Source organism: Loktanella gaetbuli, assembly GCF_020531945.1.
In the GTDB taxonomy this organism is placed as follows: Bacteria; Pseudomonadota; Alphaproteobacteria; order Rhodobacterales; family Rhodobacteraceae; genus Loktanella; species Loktanella gaetbuli.
On sequence record NZ_JAJATZ010000003.1, the window covers coordinates 133,830 to 158,136 of the forward strand.

Here is a 24,307-nt window from a genome sequence, read left to right on the forward strand (position 1 = left end):
GGCAGTTTGCGAAAGTGGTGGCAGACGGCCATGACCAGGTAGTCATCGCCGCCTGCCCTCAGGCGTTTTTTGCCTCGGGGACCGTCTCGCCCGTGCCGATATCCTGCATGATCTGGATCAGCTCCGCTGCGGTGGCCTTGCCCGTCAGCGTTGCGCGACTGATCGCATCGACCTTGAAGGCCTGCGTGCCGTCTTCGTTCTGTGCCTGGTGCAAAACAAAGTTCACGATCAGCGCGCTTTCGTCATCCGGGCGGATGCCTTTGTTGATCATGTCTTTCCGGGCCAAAGTGATATGACGCGGGAACCAAAGATCGACGCCCCAGGCGGGAACGTGAACTTTGACACGATCGTTCTTGCGATCTTCGTGGGCACGCTCGATGGCCGCCAGAATATCGCTCATGCCTGCACCGTCGCAATGGACAGTGGCCCCTGCCCTTTGATGGAATAGCTCCGGGTCACGGTGCCATTGTAGCTGGAGTCGACACCATGGCTCTCGATCGTGACGAGGCCGGAGTAGAAGGTTTTCCCCACGCCATCACCTTCGGTGTAGCCCTCGAATTCCAGCTGATCACCGGCCCGCAGCGTCTGACCATCGCTGCCATGATCGGCATTCATCTTGATCGACCCCTTCCATGCCTTCTGTGTGACGTCATGGGATTCCCAGTCGTCAAAGGCAGCAGTCGTATCGGACGTGCTCATCGATTCTTCGATGTCCCAGCCGGTCAGTGCCGTCACCGTCACCTGCGTTCCGGCGTCAAACTTGACCATACCGTTCTTGCCACTGTGTCGCGCCATGATAGCGACCTCCTTTTTTAGATTTCCAAGGTTTCAGGTTCGCCTTCCGGCGTGCGCAGCACGACGCGGAAAAGCATGTTGATAGACCCGATCGGGGTCTGGCTTTCGAGCGAAATGTCGGTTCCGCTCTCAGCAAGGTCATAGATGTCTGACAAGGTGCCCAGCACACCAAGCACACTGGTTTCCGCAGTCACGAGGTGTGCGTCGAGATCGTCCTCGAGATCCTCACCCCCCCGAAACTTGCCCATGACCATGACGTCGATGGTGCGTTCGACGGTGCCAACATCGATCCGGCGCACCGCTTCGCGTGGCGTACTGACCGCCATGCGAGGCAGCTGGCTTGTGTCACCGACACTCCACCAGTCCTTTTCGACCGAGACCCCAGAGAAAGCACCGGTCAATGCCGCGCGGAGCACCGTCCGCAACTGCGTCCGCACATGGCTCATTTGCGGCTGTCCTGACGCACGGCCTTCCCCGTAGCGGCATCAGCGACCTTTACACGTTCGGCACGGCCCGCCTGTTCCAGATCACGCGCCTGCTGCGGTGCTGCATCGAATTCCTCGCTGCGCTTTTTCTTGATGGAAGCCAAGGTCATCAAGGCCTTCATTCTCACGGTGTCCTTTGACATCAGTATTCCTCTCTCAGGATGTAGATGCGGAAACGGTCCGTCGCTGGGCTTTCGTTCGGGTCTTCGTAGCTGACCAGATATCGGCGCCCATCAGGTGCAATGACCAGGTCACCTTCAGAAAGACCCAGCAGCACCGTGCGAGGCACCTTGAAGACAGGCAGATAGTCCACAACGGCCTGACCGGCTTCGCCCGAGACCTCGACCCGCTCCAGGCGGACCATTCCGCGCACAGTGACGCGCGGCTGGCCTTGGGGTTCGACAATGACGGAATCGCCGAAGATGCCGGTAAGCGCCCCGGCGATCCCATCAAAAACTGTCGTCATCAGCGAGCAGCACCGTCCAAAAGAACGTCGCCCAGGTCGCTCGGGTTTGCGGCGACAGTGAAGGCGACACCGACGAGCGTATTGCCGCTGGCCGTGGTCGTCATCACGCTGTTTGTGGCATCCCAGTAGACCTTTGCGCCGACAGTCCAGGCCTGAGCACTGGCTTTGGGCAGGGCGAAGACCCCACGACGAACCAGTACCACCTCTTCGCCGGTGGCCGCATCACCTTGGGCCACGCCCGTAAGAGCGCCGACAGCAAGAAACTGACCGGACACAACATCCGCAGCCGCAGTAACAGTGACGTTTTCGCCCTGCTGGATAAAATTTTTCATGACATTCTCCGAAAGCCGAGGGCGCGCGACCATCGCGGCCCTGTGAAACAAAAAGGGCACCGTTAAAGGTGCCCTTTTCAGTGAGTGCTGGCGGCGAGCGCCTTATGCGCCTGCGTTCTTGTAGGCCCCACGATACTCGCCCGGGGCAGCACCGAACATATGCCGGGCATTCATGGTGACCTTGTCGGGGTTCATACCCTCGATGGTCTCGACCGTCGGGCTTTCGTAGCCTTCCAGGTACGCGACCGAGATCGGGGGCAGATCGGAGCTCACCAGATACCAGGCGGTATCCGAACCACCAGCAGCAGCCCCGATGTTCGGAATGGCGTAGGGCGTCACGCTGTTCGTGAACGGGTTCACGTCGGCCGTCTTGGCGGGCTGGATCCCGGACACAAACTGCATCGCAGTCAGTTCCAGCGCCGGCGGGACAATCAAGCGGTCTGCGACGAGATTGAGGAAGTCATCGGGGTCCTTGGAGCCAAAGGCGGTCTGCTCCCACATGGCCTTGCGCGCGGCACCGATCGATGTCGGCGAAATCACCGCACCGCTGGCCGCGAGGTTCTTGTGATCCACATGGAACAACGCCTTGCCGTCTGATTTCAGAACCGCGTTTTTTCGGAACAACTCCCAGACCATCTTCGATTCCATCACCCGGGCGGCCATTGCGAACTCGCGCGGGATACGATTGAACGCGCCCATGTCATCGTTGATGACAGCCTCGAAGGTCAGGCTGATTGTCCGGCCCTTGCGCTGGACCTTCAGGCCCTCGGACTCGTCGTTCAGCATCGCTTCTTGGTATTCGCCGTTTTCCTTGACATCCTTCAGCTGGAAATCGCCACCGAAGCGAACGGCATGAAGTTCACGGAAATCGGACGCTGTCAGCGGTGCGCCGGTCACGATGTTCCATGCCGACCCGCGACGTTCGTATTCGGCAATCAGGGTCCGGTTCATCACCTCGGTCGTGATGTAGGCGAAGTCAGAGACGCCATGCGCGCCGCCCATCATCGTGGTTGACCGCATCCCTGCGCGAATGGCGTCGCTGGTCGAAAAGGTCTGCCGCTGGCCTGCAAGGGCCATCGCCAGACTGCGAAGCCGCAAGCCACGATAGTCAGCGCCTGGGCCATCATAGTTACCCATCATCGCCAAGATCATGCCTTCACGACGCGTCTCACCTTCGTCGCGCGTGATCGTTGCACGTGCCGCGGGCTGAACCGGCGTCTGTGACGCGGCCATCACGGCCAGCATACGCGCACTTGCCGATTCAACGGTCACACCTTCTTCGATCAAACCGTCAACCTGCTCGGCGGTCAGCTGGTTTGACGACATGAATGGGGCAGCCATTTCACGAATGGAACGGGCGCGTGCACGCTCCGCTGTCTGCGCTTGCATCCGGACGTCGTCGAGGTCCGGCGTATTCACCGCCATTTGCGGCGATGCTGCGGTGTTGGGCGTGACCGTGGTCGCCGCCGGGGTCGGTGTATTGGGCATATCTGCCTCCGTCTGTGTGGCCAGTGCGGCCGGTTGCTGACCGGCGGGTGCGGTCGGGGTGGATACGGGCGCGCCCTGCATCCGGGTGAACTTGTCGGAATGCATCCGCAGGCGTTCGATCGCCGCATGATGCATGTCGGCTGCCGTGGCAGCGGTCAGGTCAGAAAGGGTGGAGGCAGAACCACTGATTGCATCCGCAAAGCCAGCAGCGACGGCGGCCTCGGCGTCGTACCAGGTTTCTTGGCGCATGATTTCGCGCGCTTGTTCCGGCGTGATACCTGCGCGGGCCGCATAAACCTTGGCATATCCGTTCGACAGAACGCCCAGCTGGTCTGCGGACTGCCGATGATCTGCCTCGTCCCCAACCGTCAGCCAGCTCGGATCGTGGATCATCAAAAACGATCCCGCCGACATTTCGATGCGGTCGGCAGACATGATCATCAATGACGCAGCAGACGCTGCAAGTCCCTGCACCACGACAGTCACGACACCCGAATGCGCCTCGATCGCCGCGCGGATTGCTTCGCCCTCGTAAGCAGAACCGCCCGAGGAATTGACCCGGATCGTGACGTCGCCCGGGATGAGGGCCAGCGCCTCGCGTACCATGCGCGGCGTGAAGTACCCGCTGTCCACAAAATCATCGAACCGGTCTGGCAGGACGTCACCCTCGAGAACGATTTCACCGTTAAAGATCAGATCCTGACCTCTCATATCGCTGTTCCTTCCTCTGTTTCAGACCGACCAAATCGAGTCAGATCCTCTTTGATTTCTTTCGCGATCTGGTCGGGATCGTGGCCGCGTTCACGGATTTTGCGGGACCGGCTGGTCAGACCGCCTTTGATCTCGTCGAGGTCTGCACGGGTTTCCTTTGCCGGATCGATCAATGCGCGGCTTTGGGCCGTCCAATCGATCTTGTCGGGGACTGGCGGCATTGATGGTTCGGTCTTTGCCTGGAGCGCCCAGACGTCCAGCAGCCACCGACTCATGCCATCAAGGAATTGCTGAATGATCAGCACCTGCTGCCAGACCTGAACCATACGATCCATTTCCATGCGGCCCATCTTGCCCGAGCTGAAATTGACGCCACGCAGATCGCCGGAAAGGCTCTCAAAGGTGATACCGACGCCCATCGCAATCGCCGCCAAGCCTTGCCGCATGAATTCCTGATAGCCGTCGACTTTCGGCGGGTTGCTGGCGGTCGCTTTCTGCCCGGGCTTCAGCCCAACAATGGCCCCCGGTGCAAGTTCAGCGATCGATGCTCCGTCATACGACGGGTCGTCCTCTTCAGACTCAATGAAATAGGCCAGCAGTGAGGCAACACGCTGCTTCAAGATTTGCGCCTCCTGATAGTCCGAGAGCTCGCCAAGCGTCATCATCACTGGCGCAAGCCATGGCACACCGCGCATCTGCCCGGGACGTTCCGTACGGCGGATGTGCAAGATCTGTCCCGCAGGAATTCGCGAAGACGTCAATTTTCCTTTGGTCCAGTAGCTCTGATCCCCCGGGTGACGATCAAACAAATGATACGCCTCAATGCGGCCCGTGGGGCCGTATTCAATGCCTTCGATCACCTCGTTCCGGCCATAGCTGGTCAGGGTCTCGTCCAAGTGGTCAGCTTCCATGACCTGAACCTGCATCAGTAGAGGCAACTTTTTTTCAAAACGCCGATCGCGAATGCGCTGACGCACCAGCACTTCCCCGTCAGAAAATACCGCGTTCATGATCTGCTCTTGGAGCCCGACAATCGTGTGCACGCCGTAGCTATCGATCGCCGGCGACATGAGATGCTGACGCAAAATATTCGTCACCTCTGTATCGGTCTCAGGGTCTTCCATCGTGACGGACGGCATGATGCCAGTCCCGATCACGTTGTTGGTCACGACCGCCTGCGCACGGGCGGCCCACGGGCGGTTGCGGATCATGTCGCGTGACAAATTGCGCATCCGCGCACGACTTGAGCCAGCAGCAGCGTCTGCACCCGTGCCCGGAGCTTTCCATCCGTAGGTGCGCCGCCCTTTCGAGGACGCGTCATAGTTCATGATCGCCTGCGCAGCGGCGCGCGCCTTCACCCGCTTAAGCCCGCGCTCGGGGGCGACTGAGAGGACGATACGATCAATCAGCGACATTGCTCACAGCCCCCGCGAGGTGCGAGGATATGTGACCTGCATTGCACCCGGTGCACGCCCCGCGACCTCGGCTTTCATGACAGCGATCTGCCGACGCATGGCTGACAGGCTGTCGTACTGGACTTCTTCGTTGCCCACGCGGGCACGGGTCACACCGCGCGCCACCGCAGCTTCAAGGTTTTCGATGTCGCTTTGGCTATAGGCCATCAGGTCTACCTTTTCAGAAAGTTGATCCGCTGCGGAGCCGCGGGTGCCGGAGTGCGAGCCTCCACTGGCTGAGCAGTGGATGCTTGATGATCAGCAACGGCGAATTCGTTTTGTGGTCCGCCGTGAGCCCACGACGGTGGGTTCTCAGGATTGATCCGTCGCAGCCCCTTGTGCTCGGCGAGCGCCTGCGCCTGGACAGAAAGGTCGGTGTTTTCGTTTCGCCGCTGACCCGGTTTTGGTCGCCAGCCCTTTTCCGTTCTCAGCTCCGCGATGAATTCGCGCAGGTGATCGTCCGACATCCATTCAGGCAAAGGGAATGCCGATGCCGCACTTTCAGGCCGGTCAAGTGCCGCGGCGATCGTATCCTTCAGACGATCCGTCGCCATATTCAGCAGTTTCACGCCACGCTTGCGCTTGCCCTGCGACGCACGCTCCGGCGCTTCGTGCCAGACCCGGTCGCGCTGATGAAAGCCACCATGTCCGCGGGAAAGGAACCAAAGCTGCCCTTCTCCGGCGGCGCGCCTGCCGCGCCAGAATTTTTCAGCGTTGTCCGAAACGCCCGGCGCGCCGTGGAAATCCACGACCACACCGACTGACCGCAGCCCGTAAGACTGTCCTGCGACCGGATATACCTGCATAGCCAGCGGGCAAAGAACATCCCAATCAGCAGCGAATTTAGCTGGATCAAGCGTCCTTTGCGAACCATCTGACGGTTGCGTCAGGTCTATCCGATCTATCACGGTGCGGCGGCCATCTAGGCCCCACGCAGTGACCAGAACAGGGAAATATGTTCCCTGCACATCGACTGTGGTCGTGATAAACCTCGTCCATTCTGGCGCAGTCCCGCGAGGAAGATCATGACGATCACGCTTCAGATCTTCGAGCGAGACACCCTCACCTTCCGCCCCGTTCATCGGAACATGAGGGACACCACAGTCGACAAAGTGAAACTGCCGTAGGCCCAGCTCGTCACCGTCCTCCTCGAACCGCCGCCGTGCGGTCTCATAAGTGGCGACCAGGTTCGCCCAATTCGCAAACGTGGCAGCAGCGCCATTTAAGGCGTAGCTGGCGGTATCCGTGCCACGCAGATTGCTGTCGCCGATCTCTACAAGAGATCCATCGCGGGCTTCGTGCAGCCACCCACCGTGGCCGGATAGCGCTGTCCGGTTCAGTTCAAATTTCATGCGGTGTGGGGTCAGCCCGCCACAGTGCGGGCACGCCATTTCCGCTGTCTCGCCAGCATCCATCGGATCGCGCGTTTTGTCGTAGACCAGACGATCGAAGCGTGGCTCGAACATCTCATCGCAGTCGCGGCATCGCCACATCCAGCGGCCACGCGTCCCACCGTTGTAGAGTGGCACGATCCCCGCACTGACTGGCGGCATCATGTGCGGTGCCGACTGCATCGGTGCCCATTCCGGATCTGTTACCTCGAACGCAGGGGTGCTTTCTGCGACAACGGTGCCTCGGCTCAGAAACGTCTTGATCCGCTGCAAAGACATACCGTGGGGCGTTCCCTCAGGGTTATCTTTCGGCCCCAGCTGCTGAGGCATGTGATCATAGTCCGTCAGCAGAACGATCTTTTGCTTCCGAGACGACAGCTGCTGCGGAACCGGATAGCCGATCGTCAGACGCATGCCCTGAAATCGCTTGCGACCCATCGAGTCATCAGTGGCACCGCGCCCGAGCCTGTCATAGACATCCGGGCTGTTGTGGATCGTCGGGTTCAGACTTTCTTCGACCCAGGCGTTCGCGTCGGTTTTCGTCATGTGGATGACCTGGACCGGTGCCGGATCACACATCACCGCATGCAGCGCCGTTGTGATCAACATGAACGTTTTGCCAGACTGCGACGGACCGACAAAGACCACGGACCGAAATCGACGCGACTGGGTGATGTCCGCAGGCTCCACCATGTACGGAGTGACATTGCGATCGAACCGCTGCCACACCCCACCTGTCTGTACCCGGATATGCCGCTCGGCCGCGTCCGTAACCGACATACGGCTGCTGGGCTGCAACAGCGGAAGGCTGTCAGTCAGGATTTCTTCTACCGTGACAAGCGGCGGCAACGGCGGGATGCGCGTCATCCCGCCGCGACCTCTGTCGGGCATCATCACCATCGTCAGCTGGTCTCCGCCTTGCCACCCTTGCCTGTCATCTGATGGACCGTCCCGTCGCCGAGGTTATTGCGGCGGATGATCAGACCCATTTCAATCAGGATCGCGTCGCAACGATCTTGAAGGCTCGCCGCTTGATCTGCAGTCAGTCCGAACTCCTGCTCTGCAAAATCTGGGATGGTCGACAGCGACGTGCGGACATCGACCAACATCTGCTCAAACACGTCTCGAACGCGATCTGCGCGGACCAGGTCGCCCCGTAGTTCCGCAGCTTTGTTCCTGCGATAGTCTGCATCGGCCCAATCTGCGACGTCCTTTGCGGTCATCGTCGATTGTTCGTCGGCACCTGCCTCGTCCAAGTTCAGAAACGCCAGCGCCATCTGTTGCGCGATCGCGTCGCCGCGTTGCTTGGTCTGGCGCTGCTGATCCAGTCGCCACATCCGCCAGGCGAAACAATGTGACAGCTGGAATTCGTAGGCCTGTCCGTTCCCACCTTGGGACAGGACCGGCATTCCATCCCGGATCCAGCTTGTGATTGAGGGCTCTGAAACGCGCAGCGCCTCGGCGAGCTGCCCCCGGTTCAGCACACCGTCGTCGACGCCATCTGGCAGAGGGAACGCGTCGACGTCCAGCTCAGTGCCGTCCGCCAATACGACCTGTACCACCAGACTTTTCCTTTCAATTCAGAACAATAACAGCAAGGGCAAGCGAAAGTGCCCAAACCAATCCGGCACCAAAACGTACCGGGGTGCGAATTACCCGCGTGCGGCGGGGGGTCAGGAAGGACCCGCTACCTTGCGCTCGCAATGGCAGCCCGGAAACGAACCCCGAACCGCGTCGGGAACGCTGTCCGGGCCCGCCCTTCCGCAGGACGTTGCAGATCAAGCTGCTTTGCGTAGCGAGCCTGAGGCCGAAAAGCGATCAGCAGCTTTGGCTTGCCGCCTTTGGCCCGCCGCGCCGGGCGCTGCCAAATACCACCTACGCCATTCACTTTGCCCGAAAAGACATTCGGCTTCGCAAGAACTCGCTTTACCGCACCGCGGGGCATGTTGCCGTATTTGTTTGTCCGCTGGCCAACCGGCATCAGCAGCGCGCGATTACGCGGCAACCGTGTGCCGCCCGTCACCAGACGACGAAGGTAGCTTGACTGGATGTCGCGGAAGGCGACCGATGCGGTCAGCCGGGTCTTTGATGACCGCTGCTTGAATGTCCCGCGAAGCGTGAATGGTGTCGGGTTGTCCAAACGCCTTTGCAACTGAACACGCCACGCTTCTTCGACCTCACCGACCGTGTCGTTCAACGCCTGCGACACAGCGAATGGCAATTGGTTTCGAGCAAAATCGGACAGCCCGCGCTGAAATTCGTCGATATTGTCCGCAATGCTGATCATCGCCCTGCTCCTTTTGAGCCAGCACCAAACGAAAAGCGCCCGCAACGGTCGGTGACCTGCGGGCGCAACTTTAGATGATGACGATATCGGTAGGTCCGGTGGTCCTTAATGTCAAAGGTGTTGGTTGCTAGATCGCCCGGTACATTCGATCGAGCGCTTGACACAGTCCGGTACGCAGTGCGTCGCGCGACCCTTGCTGAGAAGTCCAGCCCGCCGCCAGCAGCACATCCGACAGAGTACGGTTTGCGATGCAGACCTGGTCGACCAGCGCGCGCGCCCGAATGACCCGCCGGGCACGCCCCTTTCGAACAGGGGCCAGCACGACAACGTCGCCAATGCTGGCCAACATCGCATCGAGGTGCCGCACATCGCGAATGACAGCATCGATGAACGATCCCTGCCCACCCGCGCCGAGTGCCTCGACTGACGAGCAACGCACGCCGGCACTCGCCACGCGCTCACTAAGTGCGGCGTAGTCCCGCCCCGCGATCAGTTGCGCCTTTGAGAATGGCGGGACGAACATCCGCGCCTTGCTCGCCGGGTCCTTGAGTGCGCGCTTCTTTTCCTCAGCCGCGAACCGTCGTGCTGCTTGTGCCTCCATGACGTCGAACGCATCAGAGACCCGCAGCGCATCATGGCCACGCCAGCCGCTGCGCTGCACCACGGTACGGCCCCCACGGTTTACCGTCTCGCGTGGCGTGAACCGCTCCACCGTACCGCGGGCCGGCGCGACGTCGACGATCTCGGGACCGGCACCGAAAGGACGGGCAGAGGCCGCCTTGATGTCGGCGATGCGTTGACGCTCTGCCGCCAGCCTTGCCGTCACTTCCGCATGAGCAACGCGGAGTGGTGCCCTCAATTCTACATCTTGTGTCGATTGATCTTCTTTATACGTCATGTTGTGATTTCCTTTCGCTGAATGGGAGGCTTGGGAGGATCGTTCTAAAATTAGGGAGGCATAAATTCGGCATCCTAAAGTCCCTAAGTAACTGTTTCGTTTGTCTTTATCTTTCATTTAGGGAGGCTAGGGAGGCTAGGGAGGGCAAATAGAAGACCTACAGGGAGAGATTTTCTCTTGGGGACGGGATGACTTTTCTATGCGTGCGTGACGCGAAAGCCCTCCCTAGCCTCCCCAGCCTCCCGCGCCGGGTCCTAATGTATTGACCTGACTGCAAATTTCCCCCCGAACCCCTTCAAAATCGCCCTCCCGCTATCGCTTGCGGGGCCTCCCCAGCCTCCCGTTAAAAGTCAGATGGGGGTGCGGGGTCACCGGCCACATCGCGGCCGACGCCGATGATGACGTTCTTCTGGTCGCGGGGTGCGGCCTCATATCTACGCTTGAAATCAGCTGTCAGGCTAATCCCGACGTACTGAGAAAGGGAAGCCTTAGATTTGACGAACATCTTGCCAGTCTGCGGATGCTTCCACTGTCGTGATCTGGATGCGAGCTGGTTCTGGACGGTTCCTGGCCGCCAAGTATTGCCGCCACGCTCGAGCAGGTAGTAGTTGAACATCTCGACGAGATCGCGGGTCAGTATACTGTCCTGATACTCTCCGGTGATCACGCAGGCATGCATTAGGAATGCACCCAGTGGATCGCTCTCTTCACGGTACTCATCGGTTGCTGCCGTGACCTCAGACGGCGGGGCCAGACCGCACTCGAGATAGTCGATCGCACCTTTAACAAGCCAGTTCAAAATGCCTTCGCGCTCCAACCAAAGCTTTTCGACCAGCTGCTCGTCACGCTCAGCAACGGGGATCTGCACACCAAAGAGCACAAGCAAAAGCCGTCGCCAGATTCCATCGTCCCCTCCGCGAACGTCTGGCTTGTGGTTCGTCGACATCGTCAGTTTGAACAGCGGGTCGAGGTCGATTTGGTCTCCGTAGTTCGCTCGGACGGGGATGGGCTCACCGCCGGTCATCATCTTGATCAGGCCCTCTTGGAGCGGCGTGTTCTGATCTGGCTCTGACGTCCGGACAAATCGTGCGCCCAGCAGCGGGATCAGGTCAGGCGTGGCCTCGGCCCCGCCGCGCCGGTTAGTTCCTGTGATACTTTCGACGCGCAGCGACGCGGCATAGCCCCCCAGAATGCGGGCGCAGATGTCGGTGAGAACCGATTTCCCGTTCGCGCCGTTGCCGTAGAAAACAGCCATGTGCGAAGACTTCAGGCCCAGCATGCTCAGCCCCAGCCATCGCTGCAAGAATTCGCGCATCTCACGGTCCGGCTGGATCCGCAGCAGAAATGCATCCCATACGGGCGAGACGGCCGCCGGGTTATAGTCCATATCGATCAGCTTGGACTGCAGTTGGTCACGATGATGAGGAAGCACCTCAACACGCGCCACCCGGCCACCGCCTTCGCCGCGCATATCTGACACGGCAAATCGTAGCAGGCCACTTGCCGTATTCACCTCATAGGGGTTTGTATCCAGGCGCTCAAAAGCGACAGCTTTGTCAGTCTGTGATTCTTCGATCATCCTCGAGATCCGACCGGAGTTGCCGGCATCCTTGGCAAACGTCATTCTCTGGCCAATACGCTTGTAAAACGATGCAAGCTTGGTCCGAATGATATCGAGCCGGGCAGCATTTCGGCCATGCTGCTGGCGTTCGTCTTCATTCAGCGCGTCCTTGCTATCCAGATCGCGCTGTTCCCCACGCAGGATATACGCTTCATCCAACAAGGCACGCTCGGCATCCGTCGGCTCGATGAACTCTGCCTCTTTCTCGATCAACGACCAGATGCGCTGCGCGCGACTGCGCACCGACAGCTGATCTGCGTCTTTGGCCCAATGCTTGCCTGACCAGGTGAACCAACCGACACGCGGCACGAACATTATGTCGTCACCAAAATGGATAATGAACCGCTGTCCGTTTCCGTAGTCGTTCAGCGGTTGCCGCGCCGCACGGGAGATGGGAGAGTCTTCATGCTGATCATGAGACGGGGGGTGCGGGGGGCCATCGCGATCGTCAGGCATGGGGCCCGGATCGTCATCGGCGTCATGACCGCGCAGCGGCACATCATCCGTATCGATATCCTCTGCATCTTCCAGCCGGGCGCGTACCGTATCGATGTTGTCGGTCATTGGTCATCCTCCGATTTGCCCATCAGAACGTCATTCAGGTCCATCCCCTCGCCCGCATGCACGATCGACGTGCGCAGCTCGGGGATGTGGTGTTTGGCCCGGCGCAGACCGGACAGCAGTTTGGCGCGGGTTGCCTTGGGGTCGGAATCGCCGTCCTGGATGAACACCAGCCGCTTGGTCCACGGTGGCGGAACGAACCCATCCAAGTCGCTATAGTCCGGGATGCCGGCATATTTCATGCCAGCCCCGCGCAGATCGCGCTTGCCGGCCATGTGACCCAGGTCGATCCCGGCCCAGTAGGCCGCGCCATCGAATGCCCGGGCGGCCAGCGCCGTGAGTGTCGTCTCGATCCCCTCGCCCATGACCAGCGTGTCAAATCGGGGCACATTGTAGAACCGGATCGCAGCGCGCCGTTTTGAACCTAACAGCTTCTTGACGGCCAGCCTGCGCCCCTTTGCATCGACAACGGGCTGACCAGACGCATCGCAGATCACGGCCTTGCCTTTGGGACGGTCCAGATCGATCCACGTGCGGTGCACTGCAGTCAGCTGCCCGTTGGGCGCGCGACACGCGGCCAGCATCGCAGGACCGGTGTGCAGTGTGACCCAGCCCTGCCCGCCCGCGTTTGGCTGCAGATACGGCAATGCGGGGTGGAATCGCAGCGATGATGGAGGTTTGTCAGAAATCGCCGACGGCAAACCACGCAGCGACAGGTATCCAGAAACGGCCGTTCCGGCGGCAGGCAAGCCTTGGTCCCAGATCGCAGCCCCTGCCCGAATACTCTCTTGCCGCATCCTTTCAGCAACGGCATCGCGGCGCTCTTGCTCACGTGCACGCTGCTCGGCACGACGACGGGCCTCGGCCGGGTCTATCTCGGCGGCGCGCTCGCCGACAAGCCAGGACAGCGCGGTTGGAAAATCCACGCCCAGCACCAGACGCACCAAGCCCAGACCATCGCATCCGTTGTCAACCCCGCCGCAGTGCCGGCAGTTGTAGACGTTCTTGTGCGGGTTGATGCCGAACCGGTCAGTGCCGCCACAGGCCGGGCATGGCCCGACCCATTCGTGCCCCGCGCGCCGCAACCCGTCCAGCAGGCCCAGACGTTCTGCGACCTCTTCAATAGGGATTGCCTTGGCCTCATCCAGCCTTGCGTCGGGCATCATGCCGTCGCCTGCATCTCAGGGGCAAAGTCCGCAGGTGGTTCCGACAACAGACCCAAAGCGGTACAGGCGGCATCAGACCGATCAATGAAATACAGCGCCACACCATCTGCCAGACGCGCCCGGGCCGCATCGATCGCAACCAAGTCGCGCGGGGCCGGTTTGCGATACAGCGCCAGCAAGGCTTTTGCAGCCGTCTCGACCTGGGCCAGAGGTCCGAAGTGAATATCGTTGGCTTGGCGAATGGCTGGCACGTCAGCGTCGGCAATCTTTGTGCCCGTCGGTTCGCTGGCGATCTCGCCAATGACGCTGGCCAGCCGCCAGACCAGCAAACGCCGCGCCGCGTGCGACCGACAGGTCACCACCGCAACAGACGTCGCGATCAAGGCGCGCTCGACAGGGTACAGCGTTTCACGCCGTGCAGGTGCATCAACCATGTCCACAATCCTTTCTGTCTTGCCAATCAAACCGTGCAGCGCGGGTTTCCTGCAGCACCTGCTCAGTGCGCGCCGCCGTCTGGCGCATCTCGCCGCGTCGCCAGGTTGCGATGAAATCATGCAGCTGCGCCCCGGCCCTGCGCTGATCGTCAGCGCAAGCCGCTGCGAAATCAGAGACGGCCTGCGCCGCGGCCAGATCATCCGGGACCAGATGATCCCGCGCATCCTGAAGGGCCTCGATGTCGCAGCGGGCAGCTGCGCAACCTTTGGCCTTCAGCGCCACGGTCAAAGCCTTGAGCCCAAATGCGACCGACGGAATGAACGGGGTCTGTGATGCGATCCGGTCAGGCATCTTCCGCCTCGGACGGTCTGGCAAAATCGTTTCGCATCAGGTTCAGCAGCGCGGCCTCGTCGCCAGCGGCGAACCGATTGCAACGGTCAAGAACGGCAACGCTGTCGAGACCGGCCAGCGCGCAGACCATATGAAAGTCGCGCGAACCAATCCACGACGAGGTTGCACGGATTTTCCCCAAGGTCTGCGTCTGATTAAAGGTCGGCGTGCTGAACGCGTCGCGGATCAGCGCCAAAAGTGCTGACGCCCAAAGCGCGCGGCAGCCTTTCACATGGGCCGGATCAACCCCGTCGAACCAGTCATCAGGCCATGGCATGCGATTTTCGTCGGACGCGGCCAGCTCATCCAGCATTGCACGCAAGGGCGGGCGTGGCGCATCATTCTGATCTGCGATGACCGGGACCACGTCCACAGACTTGACTCTTGGGGCGGCCCGCCTCGGAACATCTGGGACATGTCCGCGGTGGACTCCGAGAAAATCGGCAAGGATCTGAGCATCATCGATCATGCCGGCAACCCACCCGACATCCATGCCTTGAGCAGCTGATCGATCACCCGCTTCATGAGGACGGGGTGACTGATATCGGCATAGTCCTCTTTGCGACCCATCTGCGCGACCCGCTTTTGAATGCGTAGCGGATCCTGCAGCGCCAAGAATTCAGTGAGGTCCCGCTGCAAGGCGCGCGGATTATCCTGCAGGGCCGCCAGCCACGGGCGCAGAAATCCATGGGCCCAGATCGCCGGATTGTCGGCACTTGCGCAACGGGCCAGGGCCGACAATCCCGTTGTCACCAGCGCACCGCGCTTGGCCTCGACATGCGACCGGATCAGGGAAATGCAGTACACCTGCCGTCCTTTTTTGTGAGCAGCTGACGGGTGGTAGGTCATCAACTCGCATCCGGCATCAGCAACAACTGCCCGGGCTGTGACGGCCCACGGCTCACCCGCGGCCAGCCCTGCCTTGTAGATGTGAAACGCGGTGATCGCAGTGACCTGCCCGTTGATCGCGGTAAAGGCTGCGGCCTGTTCGGCATCGGTCAGGTTGACGATCATCGCCGGGACAGAATCCGCACCGATCATGCGGGCGGCGTGCGTGCGATGCTGGCCATCGATCACGCTGTAGCGATCATCACCGACGGGTGCGGCAACGATCGGCGTGAAATGCGCCCAGTTGAACGCCTTGGCGATCCGTTCGATGGCAAGCCAGTTCGACCGGTTCAGCGGACGCTGAAAATCACCGTCGATGACCAGTTGATCGATCAGGATGAACTTCAGGCCCGGACGCGGTCCAGGTTGCGCGCGCAGCTTGGGGCGATCGCCAATGTCGATGTCACGAAACGTCATGCCTTACCTCCAATGTCGTCATCCAGTGGGATCAATCCGACCTCATCCCCCCAGCTGGACCAGCCGGGTCTGTCGGTGCGGGAAAACAGCTCAACCCGTCGCGCTTGCGGCATCAGGTTTTCGGCCGCGATGAACGCGTTTTCCGGTTTCTGACTGTGGGCCCGGGCCAAGCCTTCGATCGTGATCGAGCCACCCGGCCAATCGGCACCGATGTGAAACCCGTCGTCATAGGTCGATACGACGGACCGGGTCGCGCGGGTTGTCTTTGGACTGCCACGTGTGCCGATCAGGATCGGCTCGTTGCTGGACCGAAAGATATAGCCTGTGCCAAAGGCGTCCCTGCCGTGCACGGTGCGTTTGACCCAGGTGCCTGCTGTCTTGAACGTAAAGCCCCACGCCGCCATGACCTCGAGAGCTTGGGGCAGCATCGGATTGATCGCCCACAGCCACAGCAGACAGTCATCGGCGGCGATGGCTGACACCGGCAGTGCTTTGATGTCGTCGAGGGACATGCACTGGTAATGCGCTTGCGGAGCCTTTTCTTCGCCCTTCTCGCTGAACACCTCGAAGCGCCAAGCAGGATCCGCCATGATCATCTGGAATCCGCCGTGCGGCCGCAGGCCAAGAAGGCCGGCTGCGGTCTGTTCGCCTGACGACGGCGCAGGAGCTGCGCAGGCGGTTAGACCCAGATCATCGGCGAATGACGCCTGATAAGGGGCCGGGCCATTCACGACAGAACCCCGGCGAGATAGCGCGCTGCACCGTAGGCAGCATCGCCGCATTCGATCGCGACAAAGAACAGAAACCATCGCTTGTTGTCGATGTAGTCCGACCGCTGTCGGGCGCATTCGAGATCCCGCGCAACCGTTGCCGCGTGCAGCGCGGTTTCTTGGTCAGCCAGTTTCGCTTTTCGGCTGGCGGCGTCGTCCAACCGCTTGGCCAGCGCGATACACCCAGCCGCACTCAGCGTGATCTGTGTTCCGCCGCCTGCCGCATGAAGACGCAACATGCGTGGCATGTCGTCGATGAAATCGGCAGCATTGTCGCAGGTTCTATCCTCTATCGCCCTCACCATGACGACACCCGGTCAGATGGGGGGCACGTCCTGCGGTCACCCACGCCCCCCCGGTATGGGCCTCTCAGGACATAGGAACCCCGACCGCGACGTACCGACGCCGGGAAAAAACGGGTGCGGCAGACGGCAGAGCCTGACCGCACCCCCAGCTTCGGGGCAGGAAGGCCCCCCGGCAGACGCAGGCCCGGCAGGGGCCGCGTCGATTGGTGGCGCGCGCTCATGCGCGGCACCTTGCCCAGGCGTCACGGAACCAGTCCGCAATCTCCGGGTGTTCCATCGCCATGCGGATGACGGCGTCCCCGCTGGCCTTGTTGTCGCCATTCCACCAGCTCCAGGCTGTCGAGGATCGCACGGTAAACGCCGCAGCGACGTGTTCGGGGCTGTCGTAGGTGGCACGCAGCCAATCGGCCAACGCGCCCGCAAACCACGCCTTGAAGGTCCCGGCCGCCGCGGGTCGCAGGTACAGGACGTTTCCGTCACGCCGGACCGAAACTTCGGACCGGGACAGCGGGGCCCGCTTGCGTGTATCAGATGACTGCGGCGCGGATGTATCCGCCACGATGCGAAGGTGTGTCATGCGGCACCCCCTCGGCACCCGCGCCGCAGATTGGAACGATCCGACGGGAGGAGGTGCCGAACCGCCCCCGCCCACAGCCAGAGGAGCTGACCGATGGACGATGACGAAAACCATGTTGCGCTGATCCGCACCTTGCAGATGGACCTGTCCGCAATGCGCGCCGTCCTGGGCGAGGTGCTGGCCGTGATCGATGACATCAAACCGGGCGCGCGCGAGATCATCGCAGACGGTCTGGCCGAACGCGCAGCGGTACTGGAAGGCATCGAAGGCGAGACGCTGACTGGCGAAGACACCGAATCCGAACGTCTGCACGACCTGTCCATCGCGATCAGGCTGGGACGATGATCAATCATGTGCGGCCCCCTGCTGGCGTTTTTCCGAAGCCTTCTCACGCCAGACGGCCATGGCCTCTTGCCGGGCGATCCTGCGAATGTGGTCATCGCCTTGCTTCTGGATGTCATAGGTTTCACGCTCGGCCCGCGCGATTGCGGCCCCAAGGCGACACATCAGCAAACGAACGGGACGCAACATCATTCTGTCCTTTCGGGTGCAGGTGTGGAGGTTTCGTCCGGCACAGGAAGCGCAGGCAGAGGATAGAAACTGAAAAGGGTACGTTGCGGCGGCTCGATGCCGCGCTCGCCAGCCATTGCAATGCAGGCGGCATACCATTTCGCGGGAAGCGTCCCGGCCACCATGTGGCCGTGGACCGTTGTCTCACCAAGCCGCAGTCGCTTGGCTACGGCACGATAGCCGCCGAGTTGATCAATGAAGGTGCGAGCTGTGTCATACATGACCAACAGCCGTAATACGATATTATTGGATTATCAACCTTCAAAATCTCCGCGCTTCCAAAATTGTCGGATTAAGGTCTAGTTTCGCGCTATGGATATCGAAGAAAAAGAACACCTTACCGGGTTTCGGAAAAATGATGATGGGTGGATCGCCCGTCGCCTTGTCGCTGCCCGTACGGTCGCAGGGTTTAGCCAAAAAGCGTTTGCCGAACACCTGGGCATCAAGACAACGACCTACGCGACACAGGAAAAGCGCGGTCGCCCAGATATGTCAGTGCTTAGATATTTATACCGAAATCACGGAATAGACTTCAACTTCATGTTGAACGGCGATTTCCACCACCTTCCACCCACGCTGCAGACTGCATTGTTCGAGGCTCTCGCTTCGCTCGCGCCTGACTACGATCTGCGAACCAATTCGCGTTAAGACCAAGCCGCCGGATGCAGATCAAAACCCGAATCAACACAATCTACACCTCCTTAAAATTGTAAATGTTCTCCTTTTGATCTCGCGGGTCAAATGAAAACTCGCGCCGCGCGCGCTTTAGTAATCCGATATATTCGTATTTAACCGTAGACAATCCGATTTTATCGTATTACGAATATTCTCCATCAACCCCTCTGATGGAGACTTGAGATGCCACCGTCCCGCCCCACCCCGCAGATGGTCCGCGATGCCCGCATCACGGTGCTGGATCTGCACAGTGACCCACATCGCCGCGTTCTGGCCTGGGCAATCCTGAAATCCGCACGCGGCCAAACCGTGCACCAAAGCCGCATCACGCAGATGCAGCACCATGCGGCCGTGATCGCGATGCTGACCGGCGGTGCCGCCTGATGGATGGTGCATCGTTTTCTGTTCTGGCTGGGGTCGCAGCGGGCATGGTTTTCGCGGCACTCATCATGGCCGGGGCCGCACAGGCCGTGATTTGCATCTCTGATGTCCTATCAGCCGGGGTGCAGCCGTGACCAGATCCCTGACCGACAGCCTTGGCTACAGCGCCGCCGCCGTAACCGCCATGTTGCGCGCGGATCTGGTGCGGGTGGTCGCGACAGCGCCCCCCGAAACGGTAGAAGATCTGATCCGCCAGGCCGTCATCGACTGCGACGGCAGGCTGGCCGCGCCCGACACCGCTGGCATGGGTGACCCCAACTGGGATCTGACACTGCTGGGGATCAACGGATGCGGCGACACGCTGGTGGCCGCGATTGCCCAGTGGAAAAAATGCGCACGCCGCAGCGCCCGCGCCCTGCAGGACACCATGCGCCACGATCCGCAGCGCGAACTGCGTGCCATGCAAGACGAACGGTCCCGCTTGCTGACCTGGGCACGCGCGGTCAAGGCCGACATGGCCCACCATTCCGACGCACGCATTCGACGCGCATGCAACATCTTCGACGCCCATTGCGGGGCCGAAGACTGGACGGACCGCGCCTGGGCAAAAGCCATGCGCCCGCTGCTCGAGGACAGCGCAGCATGATCCGCACAGCCGATCAATCCAAGCTGCGCTATACCCTGCAGCCCCTGACCCGCGGACACCGTCGCGCCGTGTTCGAGCTGATGCGCAGCGGCACCCCGTTGCTGGAGGCTGTGATCATCGTCGACGCCCTGCAGATGACACTGATGCAGATGGCCGATCCCTTTACCCGACCAGGTGCTGGCCATGTCGGTTGATACGGCAATCGCAATCCTTGCCACCGCTGGCGCATGCCTGCTGATCGTCGTGATCGCGGCAGTCATCGCCGGTTTCAGCCGTGGCGATGGATACCTCCCCATCTTTGCCGTCGCAGGCATCGCTGGCTGGGCCGTCATCCTGACTGCCATTTTCAACTGAAAGGTTTTCCCATGAACGTCCAGACCTCTGACGACACGATCGAGATGATCCCGCTTTCTGACCTCACCCTCTCTGACCTGAACGCGCGTGCGACAGTGATCGAGGGCGAGATCGAGGCGATGGCGGATTCCATTGCCGTGTCCGGCCTTTTGCAGAATCTCATCGGCTATCGCGACGAAGAGGGGCGGGTCGGCATCGTCGGTGGTGGCAAGCGTCTGCGCGCGCTGAAGTTGCTGCAGTCCGAGAAATGGTCCCGCGTCCCGCAGCACCGCATCGTGGATCCCGTCCCAGTCAAGGTCACGGACGATCATATCAAGGCCGTCGCATGGTCCGGCACGGAAAACACCGCGCGCAGCGACCTGCATCCCGCCGACGAAGTCCGCGCCTATGCCCGTATGCGCAACCAGGGCAACAGCCTTGGCATGATCGCCCGCACCTTTGCGAAATCCGAACTGCACGTAGAACGCCGCCTGAAACTCGCCGATCTGCCGGACACCGTCCTGGACGCATTGCGCGCCGACCGCATCACGATCGACGTCGCGCGCGCCCTGACACTTGCCCCATCCCCGGACGCAGCGGAACAGGCCCTGGACGCGGCATGTCAGCCGCGCACCACCGCCAATGATGTCCGGCGCATGTTCACACAGGACCGCATTCGGTCCGATGATCGCCGCGTGATCTTTGTCGGCCTCGATGCCTATCTTGCTGCCGGCGGCACGGCCGACACCGACCTGTTCGAGGGTGCCAGCTACCTGCACGACGAGAAGTTGCTGGATGATCTGTTCAAAGACGCGCTGCGCGCCAAGGCGGACCAGATCAAGGCGGACGAAGGCTGGGCATGGGTGGAATTCACGACTGGACCCCACATCGATTACACCATGACGGCCAAGCTCGACCGCATCTTTCGTCAGAGCGTCGATCTGTCTGAGGCCGATCAATCCGAAATGGATGCGATCGAGGCCCGGATCGACGCGATCCAGGCGACCGAGGCGGATCATGCCCGCGCAAAAGAGCTACGCGAGCGCAGGCAGGGCGACTTTGCAGGTGATGATCTGGCACATGCCGGCATCTTCATATGCGTCGATTGGCGCGGTGATCTGACGTCCAGCGGCCCCCACCGCAAACCGGCTGCGACCACGACAGACGACAACGCAGGCGGGACTGACCAGGTGAGCGTGGACCGATCCGGCGCAGAACCAGCGCGCGACATGCCACAGAACCTGCTGGACGATTTGGCGCGGATCAAATTGGCCTGCCTGCAGGCCGCAGCACTCGACAAGCCAGAGCTGATGCTGGACCTCCTGGCGTTCAGCCTGCAACCCGAGATTGCCAGCTACGGCCGCCCAATCGCTGTCCGCATGGACACGCCCACCATCACACCGGAAAAACTCGACGGCACAACCATTGATGCGCGTCTCTCCAAAGCTGATGAGTTCACGGCCCACGAAGTCGCTGATGCGGCAGCATTTGAAGCGTTTCGCGCCAAGGGCAAGAAGCACCGCAACACGGTCCTGACGACGATGCTGGCCCGACATCTGCAGCTCGACACGCGCGGAATCGCATCAGCGGTTGCGGCCGAGGCCGGCGCGCAGATCCGCCGCAGCTGGTCACCGACAGCCGCTGGTTTCTTTGGCCGGTGCGGCGGGCCATACCTCGATCGCCTCTGGGCGCAGTTCCTTGGACTGGAATCTGATGACGAACGCCGCGACCAGTTCGTCAAACTGAAGAAGGCCGACAAGGCCAAGGCGCTGGATGCGCTCTTCAACGACCTCTCCGCCCGTGAAGCCCATGGCCTGTCCCGCGAACAGAACGCCGCCATCGACACCTGGGCACCCGGCGAGCTGCGGTTCGAGGACGGGTGACGACATGACCGACCGCCCGATCCCCTTTTCCCCAGACATGATGCGCGCGGTCCTGCGCGAGATCGCCGCGCTTGGCACCGGCAAGACGCAGACCCGGCGCATCCCAAAGCTGCGCGGGTATCCGGGTTTCTTTCAATTCGGGAGATCCGATACGCCGGGTTACGATTGGACGTTCCGGCGGCGCGATCATGTCTGGGAGGACTTCCGGCACCATGAACTACTGCCGCGCCTACAATACGCCATCGGCGACCGCCTTTGGGTCCGCGAGGCGTGGAAGGCTGATGTTGAGTGGGACGACACGCCGCCGCGCGAATTGGACGATGCCGATAGCGTTTTGTATCTGGCGGATGGCTTTTACGCGCCGGGAATGTGGGGCGACCCGTTCACAGCTGGCAAATACCGCCCGCCGATGTTCATGCCCCGCTGGGCGTCCCGCGTGACGCTGATCGTCACCGACGTGAAGGTCGAGCGCGTGCAGGAGATTAGCGTTGATGACGCTATCGCAGAGGGCAGGCCTGCCCGTGAGGAATTTCTATCTGGTCGCCGGTGGTTCCGCACCCTCTGGGATAGCCTGAACGCCAAGCGCGGGTTCGGCTGGGACGCAAACCCGTGGGTCATCGCCGTCACGTTCCGCCCGGTCATGGGCAATATCGACCAGATTGGAGAGGCAGCATGACCGCCTGTAATCACCCGCACGGCGATATGGTCAGTGGCGCTTGGCTCTGCGGCAAGTGCTTCAGATACCTACCAGAACGCCCCGTAACCTACCGCATGATGCAATCCGTTTGGATCGACAGCGATACCGGAGATCAAGCCCCAAGAGCGCGGCAAGAGCCGGTCTATTGCCCCACCAGCCCTGCGTCAGACGGCATGACTTTGCCCATGTTTGTCGCTGCTATGGCGGCGCGATTCATCAAGCGCAGCAAGGGCACGATCCATTCAATCGACGCCACGACCATGGCGATTGAATGCCTGCGGCTGGCTGGCGAGGAATTTGGAACAGAGGCGATGTCATGGGACGCGGATGCGGCAGCGGAATTGGCAGATGAAGAAATATCATACTGGGACGAGTCCGACGCAGGGGCGAACGCATGACCACCGGTGCCCAGATCTTTGACGAAGGCAAGACGCCCGAAGAATGGGCCGATCTGTTCTCGGCGCGCGGAATGACCGTGTCCGCCAGGACGCTGCGCGCCAAGGCCCGTGACCTTGGCGCTTGCACGGTGATCGGGCACGGGGCCATGCTGATCACACCCGGACAACTTGATCGAATCTTGGAGGACGCGACATGCCGCTCGAACCGTACCGCCGAGGCGACGCATGGTGGGCGCGCGGTCGCGTCGAACTCGACGGCCAAGCGATCACCCCATACCGGCGCATCAGCACTGGCGCATCTACAGAAGCGGGCGCACGGGACTGGATCGCCGAAGAAACGGTCCGGCAGAGGCGTCGTTACATTATTGGAGACGCGCCAGACGCGCTGACGTTTGACGACGCGGTTGTGCTGTATCCCGCCAAACCAGCGGAAGCCGCCAAGCTGATGCGGATCCTGCCACACCTGACCGGGCGGACCGTCGCGTCGATCACCCCCAAGGAATTGCGCAGCCTGGGCGCGACCATGATGCCAAACTGCGCCACAGACACATGGTGGCGCGAGATCGTTACCCCTGTGCGGTCAGTCATCAACAACGCGCATGACGAGGGCAAATGCCCGCCGATCCGCGTGCGTGGGTATTCCAGCAAGGAACGCATGGAACAGGACACAGCGCGCGGCAAGCAGAGCCGCGTCGAACGCACGGCCGCCGATCGTGACTGGCTGGCAAAGTTCATGGCACACGCCGACGTCTACAATGCCGCCCTTGCCGCCTTCATGTTCGAAACGGCCGCCCGAGTCGGCCAGGCGGTGCAGCTGCGCCCGCGGGACCTCGACCTGATGAATGGACGGGTCTGGCTGGCGGAATCCAAAGGGCATCCGGCACAATGGGTCGCGATCAGCCGTGCGATGGTCGTGCGCCTGGCGAACCTGAAAGCGAAACGACCCCGCGCGCGCAGCGGTGACCGCACGCTGCCAGCGCGCGTATTCGGCTATGCCAGCTCAACAGGCATGCACGAACGCTGGCGAACGATCTGCAAGAACGCTGTCATCCCCTATCTCCCCCCCCACCAAGCAGGCAGGCATGGGTTCTATACCGAAATGCGCGTACGTCAGGGATTGGATCCGATCAGTGCGGCCAAGGCTGGACGCTGGGCTGACGCGACGCTGCCAGATCGCGTGTACGCGCACAGCGATTTGGATGAGCGAAAAGTCAGAGAAGCCGTATCAACAAAGAAATACGCGACTAAAAAAGCAAAATAGATCGAAAATTCCTGAAGGACCGTTTT

General features: G+C 61.1%; 34 protein-coding genes. 10 read left to right on the forward strand and 24 right to left on the reverse strand.

From position 1 onward, the window contains the following. Nucleotides 1-58: 58 nt before the first annotated feature. The 22 genes from LGQ03_RS07190 to LGQ03_RS07295 all read right to left on the reverse strand — a co-directional run bounded on the left by LGQ03_RS07190 (nt 59) and on the right by LGQ03_RS07295 (nt 17,437). The gene (locus tag LGQ03_RS07190; protein WP_226747850.1) at nt 59-400 is read right to left on the reverse strand and encodes a hypothetical protein; all 342 of its coding nucleotides are present in this window, start codon (nt 398-400) and stop codon (nt 59-61) included. Further along, on the reverse strand, nt 397-795 hold the full coding sequence (locus LGQ03_RS07195) for a hypothetical protein (RefSeq protein ID WP_226747851.1): 399 nt from the start codon (nt 793-795) through the stop codon (nt 397-399). The genes LGQ03_RS07190 and LGQ03_RS07195 overlap by 4 nt, the downstream gene beginning before the upstream one ends. A 17-nt stretch (nt 796-812) precedes the next feature. After that, nucleotides 813-1,241 carry a hypothetical protein gene (locus LGQ03_RS07200; RefSeq protein ID WP_226747852.1) on the reverse strand — a complete coding sequence of 143 codons (429 nt, stop codon included), beginning with the start codon at nt 1,239-1,241 and terminating at the stop codon, nt 813-815. Then, nucleotides 1,238-1,423 (reverse strand): hypothetical protein, encoded by a 186-nt coding sequence (locus LGQ03_RS07205; protein WP_226747853.1) that lies wholly within the window; start codon nt 1,421-1,423, stop codon nt 1,238-1,240. The genes LGQ03_RS07200 and LGQ03_RS07205 overlap by 4 nt, the downstream gene beginning before the upstream one ends. Next, a complete protein-coding gene (locus tag LGQ03_RS07210) occupies nt 1,423-1,746 on the reverse strand; it encodes a head-tail joining protein (protein ID WP_226747854.1) in 324 nt (107 codons plus the stop codon). Before LGQ03_RS07210 ends, LGQ03_RS07205 begins: the two co-directional genes overlap by 1 nt. Then, entirely contained in the window at nt 1,746-2,078 is a 333-nt protein-coding gene (locus LGQ03_RS07215; protein WP_226747855.1) for a DUF2190 family protein, read from the reverse strand. The genes LGQ03_RS07210 and LGQ03_RS07215 overlap by 1 nt, the downstream gene beginning before the upstream one ends. Before the next feature lie 102 nt (nt 2,079-2,180). Then, nucleotides 2,181-4,277 (reverse strand): head maturation protease, ClpP-related, encoded by a 2,097-nt coding sequence (locus LGQ03_RS07220; RefSeq protein WP_226747856.1) that lies wholly within the window; start codon nt 4,275-4,277, stop codon nt 2,181-2,183. Continuing rightward, nucleotides 4,274-5,692, reverse strand: a complete 1,419-nt coding sequence (locus tag LGQ03_RS07225) for a phage portal protein (protein WP_226747857.1) — start codon at nt 5,690-5,692, stop codon at nt 4,274-4,276. The genes LGQ03_RS07220 and LGQ03_RS07225 overlap by 4 nt, the downstream gene beginning before the upstream one ends. A 3-nt stretch (nt 5,693-5,695) precedes the next feature. After that, nucleotides 5,696-5,899, reverse strand: coding sequence for a phage head-tail joining protein (locus tag LGQ03_RS07230; RefSeq protein ID WP_226747858.1), 204 nt, complete (start codon nt 5,897-5,899; stop codon nt 5,696-5,698). 5 nt (nt 5,900-5,904) lie between these two features. Next, on the reverse strand, nt 5,905-7,989 hold the full coding sequence (locus LGQ03_RS07235; RefSeq protein WP_226747859.1) for a terminase gpA endonuclease subunit: 2,085 nt from the start codon (nt 7,987-7,989) through the stop codon (nt 5,905-5,907). A gap of 35 nt (nt 7,990-8,024) precedes the next feature. Then, nucleotides 8,025-8,684 (reverse strand): terminase small subunit, encoded by a 660-nt coding sequence (locus LGQ03_RS07240; RefSeq protein WP_226747860.1) that lies wholly within the window; start codon nt 8,682-8,684, stop codon nt 8,025-8,027. Nucleotides 8,685-8,809: 125 nt separating this feature from the next. Continuing rightward, on the reverse strand, nt 8,810-9,409 hold the full coding sequence (locus tag LGQ03_RS07245; protein WP_226747861.1) for a hypothetical protein: 600 nt from the start codon (nt 9,407-9,409) through the stop codon (nt 8,810-8,812). Nucleotides 9,410-9,536: 127 nt separating this feature from the next. Beyond that, nucleotides 9,537-10,307, reverse strand: coding sequence for a hypothetical protein (locus LGQ03_RS07250; RefSeq protein ID WP_226747862.1), 771 nt, complete (start codon nt 10,305-10,307; stop codon nt 9,537-9,539). A 343-nt stretch (nt 10,308-10,650) separates the two neighbouring features. Next, nucleotides 10,651-12,492 (reverse strand): DNA primase family protein, encoded by a 1,842-nt coding sequence (locus LGQ03_RS07255; protein ID WP_226747863.1) that lies wholly within the window; start codon nt 12,490-12,492, stop codon nt 10,651-10,653. Further along, the gene (locus LGQ03_RS07260; protein WP_226747864.1) at nt 12,489-13,655 is read right to left on the reverse strand and encodes a DUF7146 domain-containing protein; all 1,167 of its coding nucleotides are present in this window, start codon (nt 13,653-13,655) and stop codon (nt 12,489-12,491) included. The genes LGQ03_RS07255 and LGQ03_RS07260 overlap by 4 nt, the downstream gene beginning before the upstream one ends. Continuing rightward, entirely contained in the window at nt 13,652-14,089 is a 438-nt protein-coding gene (locus LGQ03_RS07265; RefSeq protein WP_226747865.1) for a hypothetical protein, read from the reverse strand. Before LGQ03_RS07265 ends, LGQ03_RS07260 begins: the two co-directional genes overlap by 4 nt. Next, nucleotides 14,082-14,441, reverse strand: a complete 360-nt coding sequence (locus LGQ03_RS07270) for a hypothetical protein (RefSeq protein WP_226747866.1) — start codon at nt 14,439-14,441, stop codon at nt 14,082-14,084. The genes LGQ03_RS07265 and LGQ03_RS07270 overlap by 8 nt, the downstream gene beginning before the upstream one ends. After that, a complete protein-coding gene (locus LGQ03_RS07275; RefSeq protein ID WP_226747867.1) occupies nt 14,434-14,853 on the reverse strand; it encodes a hypothetical protein in 420 nt (139 codons plus the stop codon). The genes LGQ03_RS07270 and LGQ03_RS07275 overlap by 8 nt, the downstream gene beginning before the upstream one ends. Before the next feature lie 92 nt (nt 14,854-14,945). After that, nucleotides 14,946-15,785 carry a ParB N-terminal domain-containing protein gene (locus tag LGQ03_RS07280; protein WP_226747868.1) on the reverse strand — a complete coding sequence of 280 codons (840 nt, stop codon included), beginning with the start codon at nt 15,783-15,785 and terminating at the stop codon, nt 14,946-14,948. Then, nucleotides 15,782-16,375: an MT-A70 family methyltransferase gene (locus LGQ03_RS07285; protein WP_226747869.1), complete on the reverse strand. Its 594-nt coding sequence runs from the start codon at nt 16,373-16,375 to the stop codon at nt 15,782-15,784. The genes LGQ03_RS07280 and LGQ03_RS07285 overlap by 4 nt, the downstream gene beginning before the upstream one ends. 137 nt (nt 16,376-16,512) lie before the next feature. Beyond that, nucleotides 16,513-16,860 (reverse strand): hypothetical protein, encoded by a 348-nt coding sequence (locus LGQ03_RS07290; protein WP_226747870.1) that lies wholly within the window; start codon nt 16,858-16,860, stop codon nt 16,513-16,515. Between the two features lie 217 nt (nt 16,861-17,077). Next, nucleotides 17,078-17,437: a hypothetical protein gene (locus LGQ03_RS07295; RefSeq protein ID WP_226747871.1), complete on the reverse strand. Its 360-nt coding sequence runs from the start codon at nt 17,435-17,437 to the stop codon at nt 17,078-17,080. Nucleotides 17,438-17,530: 93 nt separating this feature from the next. Between LGQ03_RS07295 and LGQ03_RS07300 the strand changes: the two genes are divergently transcribed. Further along, nucleotides 17,531-17,782, forward strand: coding sequence for a hypothetical protein (locus LGQ03_RS07300; protein WP_226747872.1), 252 nt, complete (start codon nt 17,531-17,533; stop codon nt 17,780-17,782). Here LGQ03_RS07300 and LGQ03_RS07305 read toward each other — a convergent pair whose 3' ends face one another. After that, nucleotides 17,783-17,968, reverse strand: a complete 186-nt coding sequence (locus LGQ03_RS07305) for a hypothetical protein (protein ID WP_226747873.1) — start codon at nt 17,966-17,968, stop codon at nt 17,783-17,785. Beyond that, nucleotides 17,968-18,228 (reverse strand): hypothetical protein, encoded by a 261-nt coding sequence (locus tag LGQ03_RS07310; protein WP_226747874.1) that lies wholly within the window; start codon nt 18,226-18,228, stop codon nt 17,968-17,970. Before LGQ03_RS07310 ends, LGQ03_RS07305 begins: the two co-directional genes overlap by 1 nt. A gap of 91 nt (nt 18,229-18,319) precedes the next feature. Between LGQ03_RS07310 and LGQ03_RS07315 the strand changes: the two genes are divergently transcribed. From LGQ03_RS07315 to LGQ03_RS07355, 9 genes are all read left to right on the forward strand, one after another. Then, complete coding sequence (locus LGQ03_RS07315) at nt 18,320-18,655, forward strand: helix-turn-helix domain-containing protein (RefSeq protein WP_226747875.1); 336 nt, start codon at nt 18,320-18,322, stop codon at nt 18,653-18,655. A 210-nt stretch (nt 18,656-18,865) separates the two neighbouring features. Continuing rightward, nucleotides 18,866-19,066: a hypothetical protein gene (locus LGQ03_RS07320; RefSeq protein WP_226747876.1), complete on the forward strand. Its 201-nt coding sequence runs from the start codon at nt 18,866-18,868 to the stop codon at nt 19,064-19,066. Between the two features lie 127 nt (nt 19,067-19,193). Beyond that, nucleotides 19,194-19,709, forward strand: a complete 516-nt coding sequence (locus tag LGQ03_RS07325) for a hypothetical protein (RefSeq protein WP_226747877.1) — start codon at nt 19,194-19,196, stop codon at nt 19,707-19,709. Next, on the forward strand, nt 19,706-19,903 hold the full coding sequence (locus LGQ03_RS07330) for a hypothetical protein (RefSeq protein ID WP_226747878.1): 198 nt from the start codon (nt 19,706-19,708) through the stop codon (nt 19,901-19,903). The genes LGQ03_RS07325 and LGQ03_RS07330 overlap by 4 nt, the downstream gene beginning before the upstream one ends. Beyond that, complete coding sequence (locus LGQ03_RS07335; protein ID WP_226747879.1) at nt 19,893-20,063, forward strand: hypothetical protein; 171 nt, start codon at nt 19,893-19,895, stop codon at nt 20,061-20,063. The genes LGQ03_RS07330 and LGQ03_RS07335 overlap by 11 nt, the downstream gene beginning before the upstream one ends. An 11-nt stretch (nt 20,064-20,074) precedes the next feature. Next, complete coding sequence (locus tag LGQ03_RS07340; protein ID WP_226747880.1) at nt 20,075-21,925, forward strand: ParB/RepB/Spo0J family partition protein; 1,851 nt, start codon at nt 20,075-20,077, stop codon at nt 21,923-21,925. Nucleotides 21,926-21,929: 4 nt separating this feature from the next. Then, nucleotides 21,930-22,601 (forward strand): hypothetical protein, encoded by a 672-nt coding sequence (locus LGQ03_RS07345; protein WP_226747881.1) that lies wholly within the window; start codon nt 21,930-21,932, stop codon nt 22,599-22,601. 206 nt (nt 22,602-22,807) lie between these two features. Beyond that, nucleotides 22,808-23,020 carry a hypothetical protein gene (locus LGQ03_RS07350; RefSeq protein ID WP_226747882.1) on the forward strand — a complete coding sequence of 71 codons (213 nt, stop codon included), beginning with the start codon at nt 22,808-22,810 and terminating at the stop codon, nt 23,018-23,020. A 193-nt stretch (nt 23,021-23,213) separates the two neighbouring features. Next, on the forward strand, nt 23,214-24,281 hold the full coding sequence (locus LGQ03_RS07355; RefSeq protein ID WP_226747883.1) for a tyrosine-type recombinase/integrase: 1,068 nt from the start codon (nt 23,214-23,216) through the stop codon (nt 24,279-24,281). Nucleotides 24,282-24,307 lie beyond the last annotated feature (26 nt).

Excerpts from the sequence above, each read along its gene's own strand:
- LGQ03_RS07330 (WP_226747878.1), top strand. The coding sequence starts at position 19,706 with ATGATCCGCACAGCCGATCAATCCAAGCTGCGCTATACCCTGCAGCCC.
- LGQ03_RS07195 (WP_226747851.1), bottom strand. The coding sequence starts at position 795 with ATGGCGCGACACAGTGGCAAGAACGGTATGGTCAAGTTTGACGCCGGA.
- LGQ03_RS07280 (WP_226747868.1), bottom strand. The coding sequence starts at position 15,785 with ATGACGTTTCGTGACATCGACATTGGCGATCGCCCCAAGCTGCGCGCG.
- LGQ03_RS07250 (WP_226747862.1), bottom strand. The coding sequence starts at position 10,307 with ATGACGTATAAAGAAGATCAATCGACACAAGATGTAGAATTGAGGGCA.
- LGQ03_RS07235 (WP_226747859.1), bottom strand. The coding sequence starts at position 7,989 with ATGACGCGCATCCCGCCGTTGCCGCCGCTTGTCACGGTAGAAGAAATC.
- LGQ03_RS07220 (WP_226747856.1), bottom strand. The coding sequence starts at position 4,277 with ATGAGAGGTCAGGATCTGATCTTTAACGGTGAAATCGTTCTCGAGGGT.
- LGQ03_RS07270 (WP_226747866.1), bottom strand. The coding sequence starts at position 14,441 with ATGCCTGACCGGATCGCATCACAGACCCCGTTCATTCCGTCGGTCGCA.
- LGQ03_RS07245 (WP_226747861.1), bottom strand. The coding sequence starts at position 9,409 with ATGATCAGCATTGCGGACAATATCGACGAATTTCAGCGCGGGCTGTCC.
- LGQ03_RS07315 (WP_226747875.1), top strand. The coding sequence starts at position 18,320 with ATGGATATCGAAGAAAAAGAACACCTTACCGGGTTTCGGAAAAATGAT.
- LGQ03_RS07210 (WP_226747854.1), bottom strand. The coding sequence starts at position 1,746 with ATGACGACAGTTTTTGATGGGATCGCCGGGGCGCTTACCGGCATCTTC.
- LGQ03_RS07355 (WP_226747883.1), top strand. The coding sequence starts at position 23,214 with ATGCCGCTCGAACCGTACCGCCGAGGCGACGCATGGTGGGCGCGCGGT.
- LGQ03_RS07190 (WP_226747850.1), bottom strand. The coding sequence starts at position 400 with ATGAGCGATATTCTGGCGGCCATCGAGCGTGCCCACGAAGATCGCAAG.
- LGQ03_RS07310 (WP_226747874.1), bottom strand. The coding sequence starts at position 18,228 with ATGTATGACACAGCTCGCACCTTCATTGATCAACTCGGCGGCTATCGT.
- LGQ03_RS07225 (WP_226747857.1), bottom strand. The coding sequence starts at position 5,692 with ATGTCGCTGATTGATCGTATCGTCCTCTCAGTCGCCCCCGAGCGCGGG.
- LGQ03_RS07305 (WP_226747873.1), bottom strand. The coding sequence starts at position 17,968 with ATGTTGCGTCCCGTTCGTTTGCTGATGTGTCGCCTTGGGGCCGCAATC.
- LGQ03_RS07255 (WP_226747863.1), bottom strand. The coding sequence starts at position 12,492 with ATGACCGACAACATCGATACGGTACGCGCCCGGCTGGAAGATGCAGAG.
- LGQ03_RS07200 (WP_226747852.1), bottom strand. The coding sequence starts at position 1,241 with ATGAGCCATGTGCGGACGCAGTTGCGGACGGTGCTCCGCGCGGCATTG.
- LGQ03_RS07295 (WP_226747871.1), bottom strand. The coding sequence starts at position 17,437 with ATGACACACCTTCGCATCGTGGCGGATACATCCGCGCCGCAGTCATCT.
- LGQ03_RS07205 (WP_226747853.1), bottom strand. The coding sequence starts at position 1,423 with ATGTCAAAGGACACCGTGAGAATGAAGGCCTTGATGACCTTGGCTTCC.
- LGQ03_RS07285 (WP_226747869.1), bottom strand. The coding sequence starts at position 16,375 with ATGGCGGATCCTGCTTGGCGCTTCGAGGTGTTCAGCGAGAAGGGCGAA.
- LGQ03_RS07230 (WP_226747858.1), bottom strand. The coding sequence starts at position 5,899 with ATGGCCTATAGCCAAAGCGACATCGAAAACCTTGAAGCTGCGGTGGCG.
- LGQ03_RS07215 (WP_226747855.1), bottom strand. The coding sequence starts at position 2,078 with ATGAAAAATTTTATCCAGCAGGGCGAAAACGTCACTGTTACTGCGGCT.
- LGQ03_RS07320 (WP_226747876.1), top strand. The coding sequence starts at position 18,866 with ATGCCACCGTCCCGCCCCACCCCGCAGATGGTCCGCGATGCCCGCATC.
- LGQ03_RS07300 (WP_226747872.1), top strand. The coding sequence starts at position 17,531 with ATGGACGATGACGAAAACCATGTTGCGCTGATCCGCACCTTGCAGATG.
- LGQ03_RS07350 (WP_226747882.1), top strand. The coding sequence starts at position 22,808 with ATGTTTGTCGCTGCTATGGCGGCGCGATTCATCAAGCGCAGCAAGGGC.
- LGQ03_RS07345 (WP_226747881.1), top strand. The coding sequence starts at position 21,930 with ATGACCGACCGCCCGATCCCCTTTTCCCCAGACATGATGCGCGCGGTC.
- LGQ03_RS07265 (WP_226747865.1), bottom strand. The coding sequence starts at position 14,089 with ATGGTTGATGCACCTGCACGGCGTGAAACGCTGTACCCTGTCGAGCGC.
- LGQ03_RS07290 (WP_226747870.1), bottom strand. The coding sequence starts at position 16,860 with ATGGTGAGGGCGATAGAGGATAGAACCTGCGACAATGCTGCCGATTTC.
- LGQ03_RS07260 (WP_226747864.1), bottom strand. The coding sequence starts at position 13,655 with ATGATGCCCGACGCAAGGCTGGATGAGGCCAAGGCAATCCCTATTGAA.
- LGQ03_RS07340 (WP_226747880.1), top strand. The coding sequence starts at position 20,075 with ATGAACGTCCAGACCTCTGACGACACGATCGAGATGATCCCGCTTTCT.
- LGQ03_RS07335 (WP_226747879.1), top strand. The coding sequence starts at position 19,893 with ATGTCGGTTGATACGGCAATCGCAATCCTTGCCACCGCTGGCGCATGC.